General features: G+C 35.9%; 20 protein-coding genes. 13 read left to right on the forward strand and 7 right to left on the reverse strand.

What is annotated here, in order from left to right; genetic code table 11:
- The first annotated feature begins 27 nt into the window (after positions 1-27).
- The 8 genes from C8D94_RS05040 to C8D94_RS05080 all read left to right on the forward strand — a co-directional run bounded on the left by C8D94_RS05040 (position 28) and on the right by C8D94_RS05080 (position 9,106).
- The gene (locus C8D94_RS05040; RefSeq protein ID WP_115123043.1) at positions 28-864 is read left to right on the forward strand and encodes a DUF932 domain-containing protein; all 837 of its coding nucleotides are present in this window, start codon (positions 28-30) and stop codon (positions 862-864) included.
- Positions 865-1,025: 161 nt separating this feature from the next.
- Positions 1,026-3,881: a DNA methyltransferase gene (locus C8D94_RS05045; RefSeq protein WP_115122776.1), complete on the forward strand. Its 2,856-nt coding sequence runs from the start codon at positions 1,026-1,028 to the stop codon at positions 3,879-3,881.
- A 704-nt stretch (positions 3,882-4,585) separates the two neighbouring features.
- Positions 4,586-4,942 carry a single-stranded DNA-binding protein gene (locus C8D94_RS05055; protein WP_115122778.1) on the forward strand — a complete coding sequence of 119 codons (357 nt, stop codon included), beginning with the start codon at positions 4,586-4,588 and terminating at the stop codon, positions 4,940-4,942.
- Positions 4,943-5,017: 75 nt separating this feature from the next.
- Complete coding sequence (locus tag C8D94_RS05060; protein WP_115123044.1) at positions 5,018-5,467, forward strand: JAB domain-containing protein; 450 nt, start codon at positions 5,018-5,020, stop codon at positions 5,465-5,467.
- Between the two features lie 11 nt (positions 5,468-5,478).
- Complete coding sequence (locus C8D94_RS05065; protein WP_115122779.1) at positions 5,479-5,676, forward strand: hypothetical protein; 198 nt, start codon at positions 5,479-5,481, stop codon at positions 5,674-5,676.
- A 397-nt stretch (positions 5,677-6,073) separates the two neighbouring features.
- Positions 6,074-6,472 (forward strand): BfmA/BtgA family mobilization protein, encoded by a 399-nt coding sequence (locus C8D94_RS05070; RefSeq protein WP_115122780.1) that lies wholly within the window; start codon positions 6,074-6,076, stop codon positions 6,470-6,472.
- Between the two features lie 12 nt (positions 6,473-6,484).
- Complete coding sequence (mobB, locus tag C8D94_RS05075) at positions 6,485-7,516, forward strand: MobB family relaxase (protein ID WP_115122781.1); 1,032 nt, start codon at positions 6,485-6,487, stop codon at positions 7,514-7,516.
- 9 nt (positions 7,517-7,525) lie between these two features.
- A complete protein-coding gene (locus C8D94_RS05080; protein WP_115122782.1) occupies positions 7,526-9,106 on the forward strand; it encodes a type IV secretory system conjugative DNA transfer family protein in 1,581 nt (526 codons plus the stop codon).
- A gap of 66 nt (positions 9,107-9,172) precedes the next feature.
- On the opposite strand, the gene C8D94_RS05085 is transcribed toward C8D94_RS05080, so the two are convergent.
- Both C8D94_RS05085 and C8D94_RS05090 read right to left on the reverse strand, forming a co-directional pair.
- On the reverse strand, positions 9,173-9,907 hold the full coding sequence (locus C8D94_RS05085) for a hypothetical protein (RefSeq protein ID WP_115122783.1): 735 nt from the start codon (positions 9,905-9,907) through the stop codon (positions 9,173-9,175).
- The gene (locus C8D94_RS05090) at positions 9,894-10,562 is read right to left on the reverse strand and encodes an RNA polymerase sigma factor (protein ID WP_211308898.1); all 669 of its coding nucleotides are present in this window, start codon (positions 10,560-10,562) and stop codon (positions 9,894-9,896) included. The genes C8D94_RS05085 and C8D94_RS05090 overlap by 14 nt, the downstream gene beginning before the upstream one ends.
- 106 nt (positions 10,563-10,668) lie before the next feature.
- On the opposite strand from C8D94_RS05090, the gene C8D94_RS15255 reads away from it, so the two are divergent.
- Genes C8D94_RS15255 through C8D94_RS05115 form a run of 5 tightly spaced genes read left to right on the forward strand, consistent with a single transcriptional unit; the run spans position 10,669 to position 13,717 of the window.
- On the forward strand, positions 10,669-10,842 hold the full coding sequence (locus C8D94_RS15255; protein WP_170134720.1) for a hypothetical protein: 174 nt from the start codon (positions 10,669-10,671) through the stop codon (positions 10,840-10,842).
- Positions 10,843-10,847: 5 nt separating this feature from the next.
- The gene (locus C8D94_RS05100) at positions 10,848-11,264 is read left to right on the forward strand and encodes a lecithin retinol acyltransferase family protein (RefSeq protein WP_115122786.1); all 417 of its coding nucleotides are present in this window, start codon (positions 10,848-10,850) and stop codon (positions 11,262-11,264) included.
- Entirely contained in the window at positions 11,257-12,084 is an 828-nt protein-coding gene (locus tag C8D94_RS05105; protein ID WP_115122787.1) for an SMODS-associated NUDIX domain-containing protein, read from the forward strand. The genes C8D94_RS05100 and C8D94_RS05105 overlap by 8 nt, the downstream gene beginning before the upstream one ends.
- On the forward strand, positions 12,085-13,290 hold the full coding sequence (locus C8D94_RS05110) for a nucleotidyltransferase domain-containing protein (RefSeq protein WP_115122788.1): 1,206 nt from the start codon (positions 12,085-12,087) through the stop codon (positions 13,288-13,290).
- Positions 13,280-13,717: a hypothetical protein gene (locus C8D94_RS05115; protein ID WP_147278496.1), complete on the forward strand. Its 438-nt coding sequence runs from the start codon at positions 13,280-13,282 to the stop codon at positions 13,715-13,717. Before C8D94_RS05110 ends, C8D94_RS05115 begins: the two co-directional genes overlap by 11 nt.
- Here the strand turns inward: C8D94_RS05115 and C8D94_RS05120 are convergent, their stop codons facing one another.
- From C8D94_RS05120 to C8D94_RS05140, 5 genes are read right to left on the reverse strand one after another with little or no spacing between them, the layout of a single operon-like run.
- Positions 13,718-14,077 (reverse strand): Tim44 domain-containing protein, encoded by a 360-nt coding sequence (locus C8D94_RS05120; RefSeq protein ID WP_115122790.1) that lies wholly within the window; start codon positions 14,075-14,077, stop codon positions 13,718-13,720.
- Between the two features lie 6 nt (positions 14,078-14,083).
- Entirely contained in the window at positions 14,084-14,923 is an 840-nt protein-coding gene (locus C8D94_RS05125; RefSeq protein ID WP_115122791.1) for a DUF4138 domain-containing protein, read from the reverse strand.
- Positions 14,920-15,849 (reverse strand): conjugative transposon protein TraM, encoded by a 930-nt coding sequence (gene traM / locus C8D94_RS05130; protein WP_115122792.1) that lies wholly within the window; start codon positions 15,847-15,849, stop codon positions 14,920-14,922. Before traM ends, C8D94_RS05125 begins: the two co-directional genes overlap by 4 nt.
- Complete coding sequence (locus C8D94_RS05135; protein WP_115122793.1) at positions 15,839-16,453, reverse strand: conjugal transfer protein TraK; 615 nt, start codon at positions 16,451-16,453, stop codon at positions 15,839-15,841. Before C8D94_RS05135 ends, traM begins: the two co-directional genes overlap by 11 nt.
- On the reverse strand, positions 16,450-17,292 hold the full coding sequence (locus C8D94_RS05140) for a hypothetical protein (RefSeq protein WP_115122794.1): 843 nt from the start codon (positions 17,290-17,292) through the stop codon (positions 16,450-16,452). Before C8D94_RS05140 ends, C8D94_RS05135 begins: the two co-directional genes overlap by 4 nt.
- Positions 17,293-17,294 lie beyond the last annotated feature (2 nt).

Raw genomic sequence — 17,294 nt, forward strand, 5'->3', positions numbered from 1 at the left:
ATATTGTTTAATCTAAATTCAAAAGCTATGTATTTACAAAACTTGCAACAGGATGAGATCTTCGTACCATCAGAAATGAAATCCTTAAAGAGTTTGACCCAGATGGAATCCCGAAGAGGGCTTGAAAATGTCATTATCTCAAATGGCAAAATCGTCAATGTGGTATCGAACAGCTATGGCCACATTCCAAATCAGCTATTCTTCAAGAAAGCTGAAGAAATGCTGACCGATGCACAACTGAACTTCCACAAACGCACCATCAACAAAAATGACAGGTCGTTCATCACAGATTTTATAATCGATGATAAAAGCCAGTTTACGGTCAAGAATCATAAGGACTTGATACTGCCTATGCTTCGATTTAAAAACTCGTATGACGGAAGTGAAAAGACCTCTGGTCACTTCGGGTTTTATAGAGAAGTGTGCTCGAACGGTCTGCACGTGTCACAAGCAGAAATCGAGTTTTCCATAAAACACAGTAAGAACAATACACACTTGATTATGCCCAGATTGAACAATTTATTCGATAAGTTTCTGGACAATGAATTCTATACCATTACAAAGAAATTCGACAAGATGAAAGAATTTAAAATCATTGATACACAAGAATTTGTGAAAGCGATTCTTGACAGAACGAAACTGTTCCGGTATGAATGTAGCGACAAGAACAGCGACCCGTCGAAAAAATCTCGTGAGGTCATCGAAATCTTAAACTATGAAGCCTTGTTACTAAATGAACAACCAAATCTATGGTTGGGATACAATGCATTCAATTCTGTACTTCATAACGTTTTGAAGAAAAGCTTTGGCCAACAAGAACGGTTGGATAAGAAACTGTTCGATGAAGTTTATGCAATGGCATAAAATAAATAAAGGTTTGTCCAGTACCTCAAACTGGATTTTTTTGTGAGAAAATTTTAACTAAAAAGCCTTTTGTTTTCAGCACTAAAATTCTTAATAAAAGTTCCTTTTTCATTAGGGCTTAAATTCGATTATATTGTAAGCAAAATTAATTTCCAATTTTAATGAAAGAAAACATCCAAAAATTAGTAGAATATACAGCCAGATTGGATGGCGATGAAAAGGGAGAAGCTCAAGTATTTTGTGATAGATTTTTTCAGGCATTTGGTCATAATGGATACAAAGAAGCAGGTGCAACTTTAGAATTTAGAGTCAAATCCAAAAAGACTACCAACTTTGCTGATTTACTGTGGGGGGACAAAGTGCTTATTGAAATGAAAAAAAAGGGTGCTAAACTAAAAAGCCATAGGACTCAAATTTTTGATTATTGGTGGAAGTTGAGACCTTCACAACCAAAGTATTCTGTTTTATGCAATTTTGAAGAGTTTATTATATATGATTTTTCGCTTCAAGACGAGCCTTTAGATAGAATTGGAATTGATGAATTACCCGATCGATATACTTCATTCAACTTTATGTTTCCGCAACCGGAAACACCAATTTTTAGAAATAACCTTGAAGAAGCTACCAGAAAGACTGCCAGTTTAGTGGCAGCTGTATTTAATTCATTTTTAGAACGCGGAGAAGATAGGATTAGAGCTCAAAGGTTTATACTACAAGCTATATTTACGATGTTTGCGGAAGACTATAACTTGCTTCCCAAAGATATTTTCACACAAATATTGATTGATTGTCAAAATGGTAATGGAAACAGTTATGATTTAATTAATGGTCTTTTCCAACAAATGGACTCGAAAATACCTGCTCGTGGTGGTAGGTTTAAGGATGTCCAGTATTTTAATGGTGGACTCTTTTCGATTCCGGAGGCAATCGAATTAACGAGGGATGAATTAGATATGCTGAGACAGGCAGCCTCACGTAAATGGAGCAAAGTTAATCCTGCTATTTTTGGAACTATTTTTCAAAAAAGTATGGGTACGGATGCGAGACACGCATTTGGTGCTCATTTTACATCCGAACTGGATATTCTAAAAATTGTTCAACCAACAATTATTCAACCGTGGCGAGAAAAAATTGTAAAAGCAAAGACACTTAAAGAGATGAAATCTTTGCGGAAAGCTCTTGCAAGTTACAAAGTTTTAGACCCAGCTTGTGGAAGTGGAAACTTTCTATATGTTGCTTATCGTGAATTGAAGAGAATTGAGATGGAACTGCTTGATAAAATTCATATTGAATTTCCAAAAAGCGCTTCTGAAATAGGTACGCAAAGTATTGTTAGTATAAAGCAGTTTCACGGAATGGATTACAACCAATTCGCCGTTGAATTGGCTAAAGTAACTTTAATGCTTGCAAAAGAAATTTCTATTCAAGAAACTCAAGAATGGATTAATACTATTCAAACAGGCTTAGCATTTCAAATGGAAAATACTTTGCCTCTCGATAATATGGATGATAATATCATTTTTGCCGATGCACTTTTTATAGATTGGCCTAAAGCGAATGTTATTATTGGAAATCCACCTTATCAGAGTAAAAATAAGATGGTTAAAGAATATGGTATTGAATATATGAATACTGTGTGGGATGCTTATCCAGAAATTTCAGGTAATGCTGATTATTGTGTGTACTGGTTTTATAAGGCACATCAAAATTTATATAACGGTGGTTACGCGGGTCTTGTTGGGACCAATACCGTAACTCAGAATTATAGCAGAGAAGGAAGTTTGGATTATATTGTTAAAAATGATGGACAAATATTCAATGCAATTGCTTCTCAACCTTGGTCTGGGGATGCAGTAGTATTCGTTTCAATTGTAAATTGGAAGAAGGGAAATTTTAAAGGGAAAAAGTTTCTCTATGTAGAAAATGAGAAAAAAGAGCAAGTTGAATACGTGGTTGCTAATATCAACAGTAGCCTTTCTTTAGAAATTGACGTAACATCTGCTGAAATTTTGAACTGTAATAAAAAACCAAAAATGGTCTTTCAAGGGCAGACTCACGGAAACTCAGGGTTCCTAATCAGTAAGAAAAAAGGAATAGAAATTTTAAATGCTAATCCAAATTTTTCTGAAGTTCTAAAACCATTTTTGATAGGTAGAGAGTTAGTTGCATCCGTAAATAGTCAGCCTAATAGATTTGTAATTGATTTTACTGGAAAGGATGTCATTGAATCGGCCACCTATAAAAGTCTTTTTGAGATTGTAAAAAAGAAAGTTCAGCCAATTCGGGAAAAAAAAGCAATAGACCAACAGGAAAAAAATCAAGCTGCTCTTGAAAAAAATGAAAAAGCTAAAACAAATAAGCATCATATAAATTTCTATAATAAATGGTGGTTGCTTTCTTATGGCAGAGAAGATATGTTAGACGCCATTTCTAAAAGTAAAAGATATATAGCTTGTTCGAGAGTTTCAGCCCGTCCAATATTTGAATTTGTTTCAAGTAGAATAAGTCCAAATGATGCACTTATGGTTTTCAATTTTCAAGACGACTATACTTTTGGAATCATTCAATCAAGAATTCATATCCTATGGTATCAAGAAAAGTGTTCAACAATGAAAGGCGACCCCAGATATACACCAAACACGATATGGGACACTTTTCCTTTTCCACAAAAACCTACTCTAAATCAGATTAGAAAAGTTTCGAATTCCGCTTTGACTCTACGTCTAAAACGAAATGAAATGATGAAGCGTCATCAATTTACATTGAGAGATATTTATAGAATATTAGAAGAGCCTGGCAATAATCCTTTAAAAGATTTACACACAGCTTTGGATAATGCAGTTTTAGAAGCATATGGATTCAATAGAAAAAAAGATATTCTAACTCAACTTTTAGAATTGAATTTAAAAGTCTATTCAAACGAACAAGAAAGTATAGAAGTGCAAGCCCCAGGGCTACCCTCTTTTGTCCAAAACTCAAATGAATTTATTAGTGAAGATTGTATCAGTTTTTTATAACGGAAATGAATTTTCTCGTTTGCTTGTATTAATTTTTGAGCAAAAGATTCAATAAAATTAAGTCAGCTTTAAATTCTACTAAAAAATTAAATCGTAATAATAATCCCCTCAGCACATTTCCCTACATTTCGCGAAAAGCTACATTTCGGGAAAAGAGCTTCATTCACATTTCTTGGACATAATCCCCAATTTCAGCTTTCCATTACGCTAACCCTTCCCGTTTCTCTGGGAAGGAACACTTCATTACAGAGCCAAAATCGTGAATTAAGTCCGCCTGAACTGAGTTGCATCTTTGCGTTTAGTTCCACTTCCAATGGTTTCGTATTTCCCAAAGGCCTCTAGACCCACTCCCGAAGCCGCCACTGTCTTTACCTTTTTTTGACAGCAAAACAACAAAATTCATTTTTGGACGACGGCATAAAGCCGTTGCGCTGCGCTCCACTTTATATACGCCTTACCAAATCTGAATGTTGTACCACATCAAGCAACAAAAAAAGGTAACAGCGACGGCTCTATGGGAAGTAAATCTAAAACGAATCTTATGAAATCTTACGAAAACATCAAAAAGGAAGCGGAACTAAAGTTAAAAAAACAAAAAAGGGAAAACGCTCTGGATATAATAAGTAAATCCCTAAAAAAATATATAAACGCAAACTGTCTGAAAAGTTCAGATAGCATTTTAATTAATATTTAAATCTTTTATTATGAGTACTTTAAGAAATCACGTACAGTTAATTGGAAACGTTGGACAAGAGCCAACAATTACGAACCTTGAAAGTGGGAAGAAAGTAGCCCGTTTCTCACTCGCTACAAATGAATATTACAAAAACGATAAGGGCGAAAAAGTGCAAAATACCGAATGGCACACCGTAGTAGCCTGGGGCAAGACTGCCGAAATCATCGAAAAATATGCTGGAAAAGGCAAGGAAATCGGTGTAACGGGAAAATTGAAATCTCGTAGCTATGATGATAAGGACGGTATCAAACGATATGTTACCGAAGTGGAAGCCAACGAAATCCTTTTGTTGGGAACTAAAAACGGCAACGGATCTGCTGATTAATTTGTAAAAATAAAGAGGGCGTACCAGTCGAAAGTAGCGCCCTCTTTTTTCATTATTCAAACAAAATAGATGACAATGAAGAACAAAGTTAATGAAATTAAGATTAGCTACAAAGGCGGTTTAAAATCTTCTATGTGGCAAAAAGTTAGTAATTCAAAGGACGCAGCCCAGCTATTATTCGAGGATTGGGATAAAGATACAATTGCTTTACAGGAGATTTTTAAAGTGGTTCTCTTAAATAACAGCAACAAGGTAAAAGGAGTCTATCAAATTTCACAGGGTGGTATTACAGGAACATTACTTGACATACGAATTTTATTTGCTGTTATATTAAAATCGTTATCGGTTGCCATCATATTATGCCACAATCATCCAAGTGGTAAATTGGTTCCGAGCGATGCAGATAAAAATCTTACCGCAAAAATTAAGAAGGCTTCAGAGCTTTTTGATATTAAGCTTTTGGACCATTTGATTTTTGCACCTGATGGAGATTATTATAGTTTTTGTGATAATGGAATTTTATAAAATGAAAGGCTATGATTTATCTAAATTTTACCGATTTAAACGAGGAAACACAAGAACGATTACTTGCCAATTCCAAGGAAGATGTAAAGCGCAACTACGGCAAGGATATAATGGATTATGCAACCCAACATAATACCAATTTGGATGAGATGCTTGACGAAGAAGCAATGAGAAATTTATATAGTTATACCTATGTATTTAATATATGATGTAACCAAAATTGAAACTAAAGACCTTTGAATTTTCAAGGGTCTTTTTTCGTTTCTTCCACTTTTGAATTTAATTATTCGCAATGGTTTCGGTCTTTCAGTAAAGATAATTTTACGTTTCAATTTAATTCGTCTTAAAAAATCCCGCTCATTTTTTCTGCTCAGAAAATGCCATTATTTTTTCTGTAATGGTATGGAATTTTGTCCTGCGAGCGGGACGAAAAGGAATAGCAAGAGGGCAACACGCTTCGCGATGTTGAGCATTCCTTTTCGTTTTTAAAACATTGAAAATTAAGGTTTTAAGTTATTGATGGTTTGCGCGAAATCAAGAATCGGCATCATTTTTCACGGAAAAACCGTGTCAGACCAGTAAAACCAGCAAATTTTTCACGGAAAAATGGATAAAGGATATGAAAAAGAACGGTTCGAGAGTATAAGTATCAAAGCTTCGGTGGTCAAGAAATTCAGGCGGTTTTCTCGTCAGCTTTCCAAGTCACAATCGATGACCTTGCTCTTGATGATTGAATTTTTTGAGGACAATGGCATTTCGCCAACCGAGGCTATGGGACCTAAAATGCAGACGCTTGAAAAGCTAATCAAAAAACGAATCAATGGGGTCATTGCCATTTTGAAGGACATCGAAAAGAGCCAAACCAAGCCGACAGTGGCGATGATGGAAACCTTATTTAAGGAAGCCGAACCGAAGAAAAAACCTTTGATTTTGGCAAAGAAAAATGTTGTAAAACAGAACGAAATTGATTTCAAAGAAAACCAAAAATCAGATAATGAAATTTAGAAAATTAATACTATGTATATAACCATAACGGCTCAAAAAATAGGTGGAGATTATTCACAAAGTTCAGCTGGTTTTGTGGGCTATTTGGAAAAAGAAAACCAAGATACGGAACAAGAAAATATGGAACACTTTTTCAATCAATATGGCGATGAAATTTCAGCAGAAGAAGTGGTCAGGGAAATTGATGGAAATACCGCCAAGCTTAAAAAGAAGGAACCGAAATTCTATTCCATCACAGTCAACCCTTCCAAATATGAATTGAGGTATTTGGAAAATAGCAGTGCCGATTTAAAGAGGTACACTCGTGAGTTGATGAAAGAGTATGTGAAATCTTTTAACCGTGAAATTAATGGTCGGGCAATTACCGTGGATGATATAAAATACTATGCGAAAATCGAACATAAAAGAATTTTTAAGGGAACGGATAGACAGGTTCGGGAAAACCAACCTTTTGCTACAAAAATACTTCGGTTAAAAAATGAAATTCGAAAGATAGAAGAAGGCGAAGCCAAAGGAAATACGGAGCGATTAAAATTAAAAATAGGCAAACTGGAACGTGAAGCTCCACACCAACAAAACGGAAAACGGATTGTCCAGGGAATGGAAAAGGCGGGAGACCAGAGTCACATCCATATTATTGTAAGTAGAAAGGATGCATCCAACTCAGTAAGTCTCTCGCCCGGAAGCAAGTATAAAGCTTCAGAAGTGGATATGCACGGTAAAATGGTAAAGCGTGGTTTTGACCGGGACCGGTTTTTTGAGCAAGCTGAAAAAACCTTTGACAAGACTTTTGGGTATAAAAGAAACTTTGCCGAAACCTATAAAGCCCGAAAAGATTTTGTGAAAAATCCAAACCTCTATTTTGCCGCGTTGATAAAATTGCCAGCCAATGAAAAGGCGATGGCATTCAAGCTGATGCACAAAACAGGAATACCTGTCATTCCCAATATTCCGACCAGTCAGGCGCAATTGGCTCTGCGAATTTTTAAGAGGTTACGACAAGGAGTGGATATTGCTGTTAAATCAAGTTCAATCGGTATTTAAATGTAGGCTATGGAATTTTATAATTTGTATCACACTCTTTTATTTTTATCACTGTTTAGTTTGGTCTTTTACTTGCTGTATCGAATTACAAAGTTTGCATTTGCTCTTAATTTTCTGACGACTTTGTCTGTTATTTATTGGATATATAATTCAGGGCAATTATTTCAAGGTTTATTGTATTTGATATGCCCATTATTATTGGTCAATACAATTTTATATGTTTTTCTTCATAAGGTAGATGATTCGGAGAAAACCGAAAATAAATACCGAGTAAGTTTTAGAACGAATAAAGGCAACTTTAAAATTGGAAATATAAAACGGGGTGCATCTGTCATAGGATCTGCTGGAAGTGGAAAAACTGAAAGTATAGTGTACGGTTTTCTAACCCATTTCCGAAAAAACAGTTTTTGCGGGATTATCCACGATTATAAGGATTTTGAAATTACCGAAATGGCGTATCCACTTTTCAAAAATTCTAACATTCCCTTTAAAGTGATTTCTTTTGATAAGATCATTCATCGGGTTAATCCCATTGCACCGAGGTATTTGGAAAACGAGGAAAGTGTAAACGAGGTGTCCAGGGTATTGATTGAAAATCTGTTGGAACAACGGGAATCTGGCACAACTGGAACAAGCAAATTTTTTAATGATGCTGCAGAAGGATTGATTGGCGGGTTGATTTGGGAATTGAAAACATCATACCCCCAATTCTGCACATTACCACATCTAATAGCAGTTTATCAGTATCTGGACACAGATAGCCTTGTCGCTTTTTTGGAATCAAATACAACATCGAGAGCGATGGCAGACGCTTTTATAAGTGGAAAAGATTCGGAACGGCAGACGGCAGGAGTAAAAAGTACGCTGGCCAATGCGCTTAAACGCATTAGCACCCAGCGGATATTTATGGCATTGTCCGCAGACGAAGTTCCCTTAAATATTAATCACACAGAGAATCCTGCGGTAATTTCGGTGGTCAATAATCCTAAATTTGAGACTTCGTATTCGCCCGTAATTGCCACTATCATCCATACTATCACTAAACAGATGAGTGTGCACAATTCAATTCCTTCCTTTCTTCTGATGGAAGAAGCACCGACCATTCGCCTATTGAATATGCACCGCATTCCGGCAACGCTCAGAAGTTATGACATCGCAACTGTTTATGTAATGCAGGATAAAATTCAGAACGATATGATGTATGGTGACAAAGCGAGTAAAGCGATATTGAGCAACCTTTCCTATCAATTCTTCGGAAAAGTGAATGACCCGGACACCGCTAAATACTATGAGCGCTTTTTCGAAATCGTAAAAAAGGAAACCACAAGCATAAACCGTGGACACAACCTTAATTTTGATACACGTATCACAACAGGGGAACGAGAAATTCCTAAAATACGAGCGGACCAATTTTTTCGATTAAAGCAGGGGCAATTTATTACCTATGCAGATGGAGCTGATAAGAAAGTACAGTTTAAATTGTCGAAGATTAACAGGCAGCTTCCAAACGGAACCAAGGAATATACTAAAGCTGATTTGCAGGCTAATTTTGATAGGATTTTTCGGGAAGCGCGATCGATTTTTGAATAGGAAAAGATTCAGTTATAAAAAAGAAGGCATTTTAATTTTGAATCACTTTCTGAAAAATATAAATTGTTATGAATTAAATTTAGGGTAAAAACCTTCATTCTTCATCCATTCAAATGTATCGATTATTTCTTGTCTTTCAAATTTAGATTTATCTGGGTGCCAGTCATAAAATCGAAATATCAATGTCTCATCGTTCAATAGTTGTTTTTCTTCAAGAATTTCTTTCCAGCACGCAAAAACAGTGGCTATTAACTCAACAACCCTTGTTTTAGATTTTCTGAATTTTTCAATAATAAAATCAATGTCTGATAGCTCATTTTCGAAATATCTTTCATACCATTCTTTATGACTTCCAACTTTCGAAAGCGGCTTATATTTTAAATAATCTCCTCCAGAAAACTCAAACCATTGGTTTTTTTTAAATTGTGTATCAAGTGATCTCATAAGTCGATTGTCATAGGGCCCCATAGCTTGCTTAAGAAAATTAGTATGTAATTCCATTTGTGCCGAATGTTGACATAGATAAATCAGTTTCTGAAGTTTTAAATGTCCTAAAGTATTTTCTTTGTGAAGTTTATATACGATTTCAGCCGCCAAAACCGTCCTGCGATGATAATCGATATTTGTTGCCTTTTTTTTTGCCTTTAAGCTTTTTAGGATTTTTTCTGAATCAATTTTTTCTGCATCCGCCTCAAACTTATATTCTATAAAACTTTTTTCAAATGCAATATTTTCTTCCTTGTTTTCGGGAAAACCAAAACCTAAAGACCTTAATATTTCGTCAATTTTAGCCTTTTCCATCAGATAATTCTTTAGTTAATTCCATCACTTCGGTAAAACTCTTAATCTTGTCCAAGGCTTCCTTTTTATAGGTGCGAATGGTAGTCTGAGATATTCCTCCAAGATGTGCTCGAAGTTCTTCTAAAAGTTTTTTAGGTAGGTTGAAACCTAACTTTTCATATTGACTATATGTCAAGTAAACTGTTCTTTCAGAAGGCGTAAGAGAATCTATAGCCTTTAAAATAATAGTTTGTTCCAAGTTCAATTCCATTCCTTCCAAAACTGGGAGTTCAGTGATAATGCGTTCAGTTCCATCATAAGGATAGTTCTTTTTTCTCTGTTGCTCTCGATAATAGTTTGTGAGTTCATTTTTAGCTATTTTGAATAAATAACGCTTAAAAGCACCATCAGGATCCTGTTGTGTGGCTTTTTCAATTTGAAAACCACCTTTTTTTGCGTAGGCAGTAAATGTAGCAGTCGTAATCTGCTCTGCAACAGTAATATCGTGACCAAATCTTTTACAGACAATTTCACTTCTTGCTAAGACAGCTTTCTTAAATCTATGGCACAGTACATAAAATGCATTTTCTTTTTGCGATTCAGTACTGCCTTCTGACTGAAATAGCTCAGTCAGACTTATTGTAGGCTTATCTTTCAGTTCGTTCCAATCGGACATTGATGGTTTCATTTCTTATACGCAAAAGCGTTGGGAATGGTTTTGCGTACTTAGGGAGGTGGTAACACGCAAAAGCAAAACTAACAAATTTTTTAACAAATACATTATGGCAAAAAATACACCAATAGGGGATAATGCTCGAAAAGGAGCTGTAAAACAAAGATCGCAAGTGCTTAACCCAAAGACAAACTTGTATGTAAAGAGAAATGCTGGAAATGGTCAGTTTATGGACGTTAAGACCACAGGTGGAAAATTTAAAGGAGTTAGGAAGGAAAAATAAAAACTATGATGAATACATTACCCAATTTGCCAGTGCTTTATGCTGGAGATGTAATAATAGCAAAAAAGCGTAAAGGTCTCGGACGGATCCTTAACCACTATATCGTATATGTGGGAAACAATACTTTTGTGGGAAACCTTTCTGATGGAGTTAAAGAGTTGCCATATTACGAACTAATGAGGTTATTCCAAGATTACGAGCCTATTGGAGTTCGAAGCTTTAGCGGCTCATATTTTCAGCGTAATGAAGCTGTCAATCGGGCTTATTCAAAATTAGGGCATAGCTATAGCTTAATAAATTTCAACTGTGAGCATTTCGCAAATTGGGTGCAATTTGGAAGATTGGAAAGCAGTCAAGTCACTACTGGATTTGTCATTTTGGCAAGTGCTGTTTTCTTAAAATTGATTGCCACAGATGAGTAAGGAGCTAAAGAGATTTTTCGGGTACGCAATTGTGCTATTTATTGCTGTAGGCTATTTAGTCTATAGATATTTCTATTTAAGTCCAGTAACAGATTTCCACAGAGAAATACTCGTTACTTGTGCTTTCGCTATTTTATCAACCTGCGCGTTGGGAATTTACGAAACCATCAAATGCCAAGGTAAGTATTTTATGACCGCCGTGAGGTGTTCTATTTTTATTCCCAACAAGGAAACCTATGTGTCATTAAGCTATCTAATGAGAATAAAACTCTCAGGTGCTGAACGGTATTTTTTGGTAAAAGGGTCAAAGGTTGACCAATACCAGCCTGTGGGAGGAGTTTATAAAATCATTGGGAATAAGGATATTTATAAGGAGTGGGAAGCACACCCGAAATCTGACAAGAAAAACCCTGATGATTTACGTTTTTTTGTAAAGGCAAAACACGTTCCAGAAATAATCCGATGGTTCAAGTCTCGAAAAGACAGAGAGACTGGAGTATGGCGAGAGTTTTATGAAGAACTGTTGGAAACTAAAATTGTAAGTCAAGAAAATTTCCAAACAATACGTGCTGAGTATTTGTGTTCGCACGAGAACATTCTTAGCAAGCAAAATAGGTTCAAAAGCGAACAATACCATACTCTCATATACGACATATTTCAGATAGAACTCAGTCCTGAGCAATTTGAAGAGTTGAACAAACTACTGGCAAAAAAGACTTTTACTAAGCACTATGCATTTGTCACAAAGGACGAAATTGAAAAGGAATGCTTCAATAACCATAAATTAAAAATAGGACAACACACAAAATTTACAATATAGATGAATTTTCAAGAATACTTATACAATCAAGGCTTCCAAAGAGAAGACCTACTCGCAAGAATGGCTGAATCACTTGAGTTGGATAATAGCAGATCCAGTAGAATGGAATCTGCATACAACGCAATTTACGATGTTTTAAAAGCAGACCCTGTGTTTTTCTCAAAGGTCGATTTTGTGGTATATCCGCAAGGTTCAAAGGCCATTGGAACAACCACGAAACCTTATGGTAAAGATGAATTTGATTTGGACATAGTTGTACATATTAGAGATATGTACTATAACTATACATCCTCAGAAATTTATAATCATTTAATCCGAGTTTTTAGAGGCAACGATGTTTATCGCCCTAAACTAATGCCTAAAAACAGATGTGCAAGAATAAACTATTCTGGCGATTTTCATTTGGACATACTTCCAGGGTGTATTGTCATTGAGAACGAAGACAAATTGATGGTTCCAGATCGTGAATTGGCATCTTGGACATCTACTTTTCCAAAGGGTTATATAGGTTGGTTTTTGAATATAGCGAAAGATGTTCGCCAACCCATTTTATTGAGAAAGGCATATGAAAACTTTGTCACTTTAGCTGAAGCAAAAGCTGAACAGGAAGATTTGCCAGAGGAAGATTTTTATTCAAAAGAACCTTTGAAAAGGGCTGTCCAACTAACCAAGCGTTACCGAGATATATTTTTTGAAAATAATTCAAAACACAGAACTTCAAGTATTGTTTTAACTACAATCTTCGGGCAATTTTATCAAGGAGAGGCCTCAATTTATGAAACCATAGATAACGTTTTAAGCCGTATTATAAATAGTTACTCAGACTATGAACTACTTTTTGAAAATCGGGGAATATACAAAAGAATTAAAGTTCTAAACCCAGTTAATCCAGAAGAAGATTTTACAGATAAATGGGATAAGGATAAGGAGTTTTATTTTCAATTTATTGCTTTCGCCAAAAGCTATAAAGAAAAGTGGGAGCGACTTAAAAAAGGAAATTTTGGAGTTGCTGAGGAGCTTTTTGGTAGTACGAGAACTAAAACTATTTTAAAGGCTCAGTTGGAAAACTTATCCATAGGTAAAAGTGATACACTCGAAAAGACAGGCTTGACAATATTATCTAGGAAGAACTATGTGGATTCGAAAGGAAATATTTCTCCTGACGTCGGCTATGAGAGTAAACCGCATAGAAATTATGGGGGTTAATTTTGATATAAATAGGAAACTTAAAGTAATCCGTAATGAAAAGATTACAGCTGCTTACATTCAGCAACATTATGTTGAAAAACATTTTCCTTGGATATCTACAGTCGTCAAAGATGGCAAGCTCTTAGGTAAAGGGAAAATCAAGCCAAATGGATGCAAAAAAGAGTATGAAATATTGGTCGTTTATGATATCAATGATATATTAAGAAAAGAAAGAATTTTTGTAGTAAATGACAGTCAAATTCAATTTGGTAAAACTCCCCATTTATACCCTGGCAATAGTTTATGTTTGTATTATCCAAAAGATCTTCCCCAAAATTTAGATTTGAATTTTATAGATGTCATTCCTTGGATATCTGAATGGTTGGTAATGTATGAGCTTTGGAAAAAGTATGGTATTTGGTTGGCAGATGAAGTTAAGCATTGATTAAAATGGCGCCCGCTCCCCTTTATCCCTTTCAGCAACTTTCCATTTGCCATCTTGTTTAAAGAGTTTAAAAGTTTCAGGTTCGTCGGTGTAAGAAGTTCTAAACTTTACCCAAGCCGTGTTCCCGTCAGATGTTTCTTCTAAGACACTAAAATTTGAAGCGCCATCTTCTGTATAAAGGTCTTGGATAGTCATAAAATTGGCGTAGGTTTCTTCGGTGGTATGCTTCTTTAATGTGGCTTTATCGCCCTGGTAAAAGCTTTCAATTACAACTTTTGCTGTATCGGTATGCGAGGCTGTTTGATTCTCTATACAGGCAATCAATAACAATGCGATTAGGGGAGTGATCAATGTTTTCATAATATTCTAATTTGGGTTATTAATGTATTTATGCGATATTTTTAATTCAATATTTCGTTCCCCGTTTTTTTCGTTCAGTTCAAGTATGGCCCTGCGGTCATTACTGAGCGAAAATTTAGGCAACACATACACAAATTTTGCCGTTTGGCCCTCTTTTACCTTTAAAGGCAACTTGTGTTTGTAAATGGGCTCTTGATACAGTCTTTGTAAAGATTTCTTTTTGCCCTTTTGCCGCGTGAACAGCGAAAGGTCTAAGAAATTTAAATCGTAATCCAAAGTAGATTTGTTTTCAATTTGGACAACGAAATAGAGCTCTTCGTTATCAAAAACAATGTTTTCAACACTTAAAATAATGGATTCCTCCCGGTTTTTTATTCTTCCAATTTTTTGCTTTCGTTCGAGAAGATAAGAGCAGAATTTTTGATAGTAATATGTCTTGTTATCTACCTTTTCTTGAATCGAATCCTTTTGGGTAGTTGCTGAAATTAAAGGCTTTTCATTACCTATGCTTTTAGAATTTGGAATAAAATAATTAAGCTTGGAAAGCTCCTTTTTATACCTTACAATATACGAAAAAATTGAACCATTTCTGTTGATTACTAACAGATTACTTGCTTTTCCGGGCTTCGCTTGTAGCAACCCAAAGTATTGCTCTTTTTCTCGATTATAGGTAAACACAAAATTCTCGGAACCTGTGATTCCTTGCCGAATGGGTTCTGGAAAAAATAGGGCAACATTTTTTTGGTCATTAGCATAGATTGTATCCAACATTTCTGTCGTTTGTGCACTCACAAATGTGGAAAAAGAAATTACTGTCAGAAATATAATTTGAATATATGTTTTCATAATTTAGGCTTTAAAATAAGTTTGTAATTGTTGAGCACAGTAACTTTTATGCTCCGGTTCTTACGACGAAGCACTTTAGTCACACCACCCACTTGGGGTACGCTGGGAATATTGATATCTTGAATAATGTCATCTAAAACTTCACTGCTGACTTCTTCCCGAAAACTGTTTTCTACATAAATTCCTTCACTGCCATCTTGAAGATCGAAAGCTTTTAATCTGGTGGGATGATGCGTTATATTTTCTATTTCAATGAGTGCACGATTGGGCTGGAATTTTATAAAACCGAAAATGGGGGTGTTTTTAGAAATTACTTTGCCATTGATAGTGGCTGTATTCATCAACCGCATTCGTAATCGGGAATTTACCTTGACGACTTGGTCGCCATCAACAACCGCCAATATTTCAGAATCTGTATTTGCGTTTATTAAGACATCGTTTTTATCTGGAGCTGAAGCGAAAAACAATTGGTGCTCTAATCCCAATTCTTTAGCTTCAATTTTAAGTTCCGCAAGTATTTCAGTAGAGTCTATTTCCGAAGTATTCTTTGCCACAATTTTTCGCGCACCTATATTTTGGTAGGTTCTACTTGAGTATTGAATTCTTCCGGCATCGTAAATACTATCCACAATGCGTTCTTTTTCTTTTTCGGGAAGGTCAGGGTCGTAGAATCCCAGAGAGTCAATCAACTTTTCGTCGTAAATGCTGGGTGCGTTGGTCTCTCGCACTTCTTTTAAATCGTTGATGGCTTCCAATTTTGATTCATATTCCTTTTGTTCCTGGCCCAGTTTGGGCACCAAGGTCTGTTTTAGATTTTCGTTTTTAGTTTCATCATTGCCCATCATTGATACTGCGTATGCGATAATGAATATCACAACCACCGCCAGTACTGATGCGAATACTATTTTATTCTTCTCAATTTTCATCGTTTAATTTTTTAAGAGTGTTTTCAAAATAATCTGTGATTAAAAGACCGTGGGGATTGTTAGGAAAATTTCGATTTACGGTAATCAGTTTCCCTGTGGAAACCAGCTCGTAGGTGTCGATAATAGAACCACGGTTAATTTCAAAAACTGTTACGGTTCTAAAGGCATAAACCCCGTCTTGTTCTTCGATTTGAGAATCGATGCTCAATACTTTTTGGACCAAGGAATATTGTAGTAGCCGATTGTAAACACCGTCTGCTTTCTTTTGGCGATATAAGTTATCCACCGAACTATTGCCCAACCAAAGTGCCTTTTTCAAATTGCTTTCATAATTACTCGCATCGATATTGTAGAAATAAGTGTGGAATAATTCCAAATGTGCGAGCGCTTCGACCCTAAAGTTTTCTTTCTGGGCAATGAGCTTGAGTGGGATAATAGAACCATCGGTATTGATGGCAAATGCACTGTTCATTGCCTTGTTATTAATGTTTACCGTCATCCAAATCGCAAACACACTACAAAGTGTCGAACCAATGACAACAGCAAGCACGATAAAGCGATTGAGTTTGAGTACTGAATAGATATTTTTATACGGTGTTTTCATTGTGTAAATAGTCTTAGGGTAAATGATGTAGCCCGTTTATAAAGTTTGAATTTCAGGAATACAATAAAGCCTACAGAACCAAGCTCTACCACGGGAGCGAAGAACCCTTGCCCTGTATCGGTGCCGAAAAGGTTGACCCAGAAATTGGTGTTGATTTCGGTATAAATAGCATTGATAAAGATATTGACCAGGAAGAATGCCGGAACGAGCATATAAACCGCAGCATACAATCTGAAAAAATTATAGGCCATAGAGCGAAATTTCTCAAATACTGCCAAGCTAATAACCAATGGAAAGAAAGTCTGCATTATGCCCAACAGAAAAAAGCGCTCGGCCAAGAATAGTGGATAAATGAACAAATCCAAAATCCAGAGAAAAAGACTTATCAAAAAGGCAAATATTTTAAAACCATATAGTGGTGTAACTAAAGCTTCATAGAGCAATGCCATTGCCTTTCTGGCGGCTTCCAATGCGCTCACATCTTCTTCAATAGGAATGTCCTGCATTTGAAGCGGAAGGAGCGCAGGAGCCGTGTTACGGTATTCACTTTCAATTGAAACGAGAATTCCGTCAAAAAAGCCGAGTATTTGAGTTGAGAAAATGACCAGAAGAACTACTGCAAAATTTTTAGCCAGCTCCCCTGGACTCAATCCCCACGTATAACCGTCCCTATCTGCTATGCCCTCATTGTACTTTTTAAGGATATTGACCAGAAAGAACAATACGGCAAGCGTTTTCATCCCTGCAATGGTATATTGCGAGAAGTCGCTGGCCTGTATTGTCTGAAACACTGTGTCAATGTATTCCAGCCCTATCCCTAAAGCTATGGCGGCGGTCATAA

The sequence above is a fragment of the Marinirhabdus gelatinilytica genome, assembly GCF_003353425.1.
Lineage (GTDB): Bacteria > Bacteroidota > Bacteroidia > Flavobacteriales > Flavobacteriaceae > Marinirhabdus > Marinirhabdus gelatinilytica.

Bases quoted from the DNA above. Each gene is read 5' to 3' on its own strand.
- traM (WP_115122792.1), bottom strand. From the start codon at position 15,849: ATGAAAATTGAGAAGAATAAAATAGTATTCGCATCAGTACTGGCGGTG.
- C8D94_RS05100 (WP_115122786.1), top strand. From the start codon at position 10,848: ATGATGAATACATTACCCAATTTGCCAGTGCTTTATGCTGGAGATGTA.
- C8D94_RS05110 (WP_115122788.1), top strand. From the start codon at position 12,085: ATGAATTTTCAAGAATACTTATACAATCAAGGCTTCCAAAGAGAAGAC.
- C8D94_RS05065 (WP_115122779.1), top strand. From the start codon at position 5,479: ATGATTTATCTAAATTTTACCGATTTAAACGAGGAAACACAAGAACGA.
- C8D94_RS05060 (WP_115123044.1), top strand. From the start codon at position 5,018: ATGAAGAACAAAGTTAATGAAATTAAGATTAGCTACAAAGGCGGTTTA.
- C8D94_RS05045 (WP_115122776.1), top strand. From the start codon at position 1,026: ATGAAAGAAAACATCCAAAAATTAGTAGAATATACAGCCAGATTGGAT.
- C8D94_RS05080 (WP_115122782.1), top strand. From the start codon at position 7,526: ATGGAATTTTATAATTTGTATCACACTCTTTTATTTTTATCACTGTTT.
- C8D94_RS05085 (WP_115122783.1), bottom strand. From the start codon at position 9,907: ATGGAAAAGGCTAAAATTGACGAAATATTAAGGTCTTTAGGTTTTGGT.
- mobB (WP_115122781.1), top strand. From the start codon at position 6,485: ATGTATATAACCATAACGGCTCAAAAAATAGGTGGAGATTATTCACAA.
- C8D94_RS05135 (WP_115122793.1), bottom strand. From the start codon at position 16,453: ATGAAAACACCGTATAAAAATATCTATTCAGTACTCAAACTCAATCGC.
- C8D94_RS05125 (WP_115122791.1), bottom strand. From the start codon at position 14,923: ATGAAAACATATATTCAAATTATATTTCTGACAGTAATTTCTTTTTCC.
- C8D94_RS05040 (WP_115123043.1), top strand. From the start codon at position 28: ATGTATTTACAAAACTTGCAACAGGATGAGATCTTCGTACCATCAGAA.
- C8D94_RS05055 (WP_115122778.1), top strand. From the start codon at position 4,586: ATGAGTACTTTAAGAAATCACGTACAGTTAATTGGAAACGTTGGACAA.
- C8D94_RS05120 (WP_115122790.1), bottom strand. From the start codon at position 14,077: ATGAAAACATTGATCACTCCCCTAATCGCATTGTTATTGATTGCCTGT.
- C8D94_RS15255 (WP_170134720.1), top strand. From the start codon at position 10,669: ATGGCAAAAAATACACCAATAGGGGATAATGCTCGAAAAGGAGCTGTA.
- C8D94_RS05115 (WP_147278496.1), top strand. From the start codon at position 13,280: ATGGGGGTTAATTTTGATATAAATAGGAAACTTAAAGTAATCCGTAAT.
- C8D94_RS05105 (WP_115122787.1), top strand. From the start codon at position 11,257: ATGAGTAAGGAGCTAAAGAGATTTTTCGGGTACGCAATTGTGCTATTT.
- C8D94_RS05090 (WP_211308898.1), bottom strand. From the start codon at position 10,562: ATGTCCGATTGGAACGAACTGAAAGATAAGCCTACAATAAGTCTGACT.
- C8D94_RS05140 (WP_115122794.1), bottom strand. From the start codon at position 17,292: ATGACCGCCGCCATAGCTTTAGGGATAGGGCTGGAATACATTGACACA.
- C8D94_RS05070 (WP_115122780.1), top strand. From the start codon at position 6,074: ATGGATAAAGGATATGAAAAAGAACGGTTCGAGAGTATAAGTATCAAA.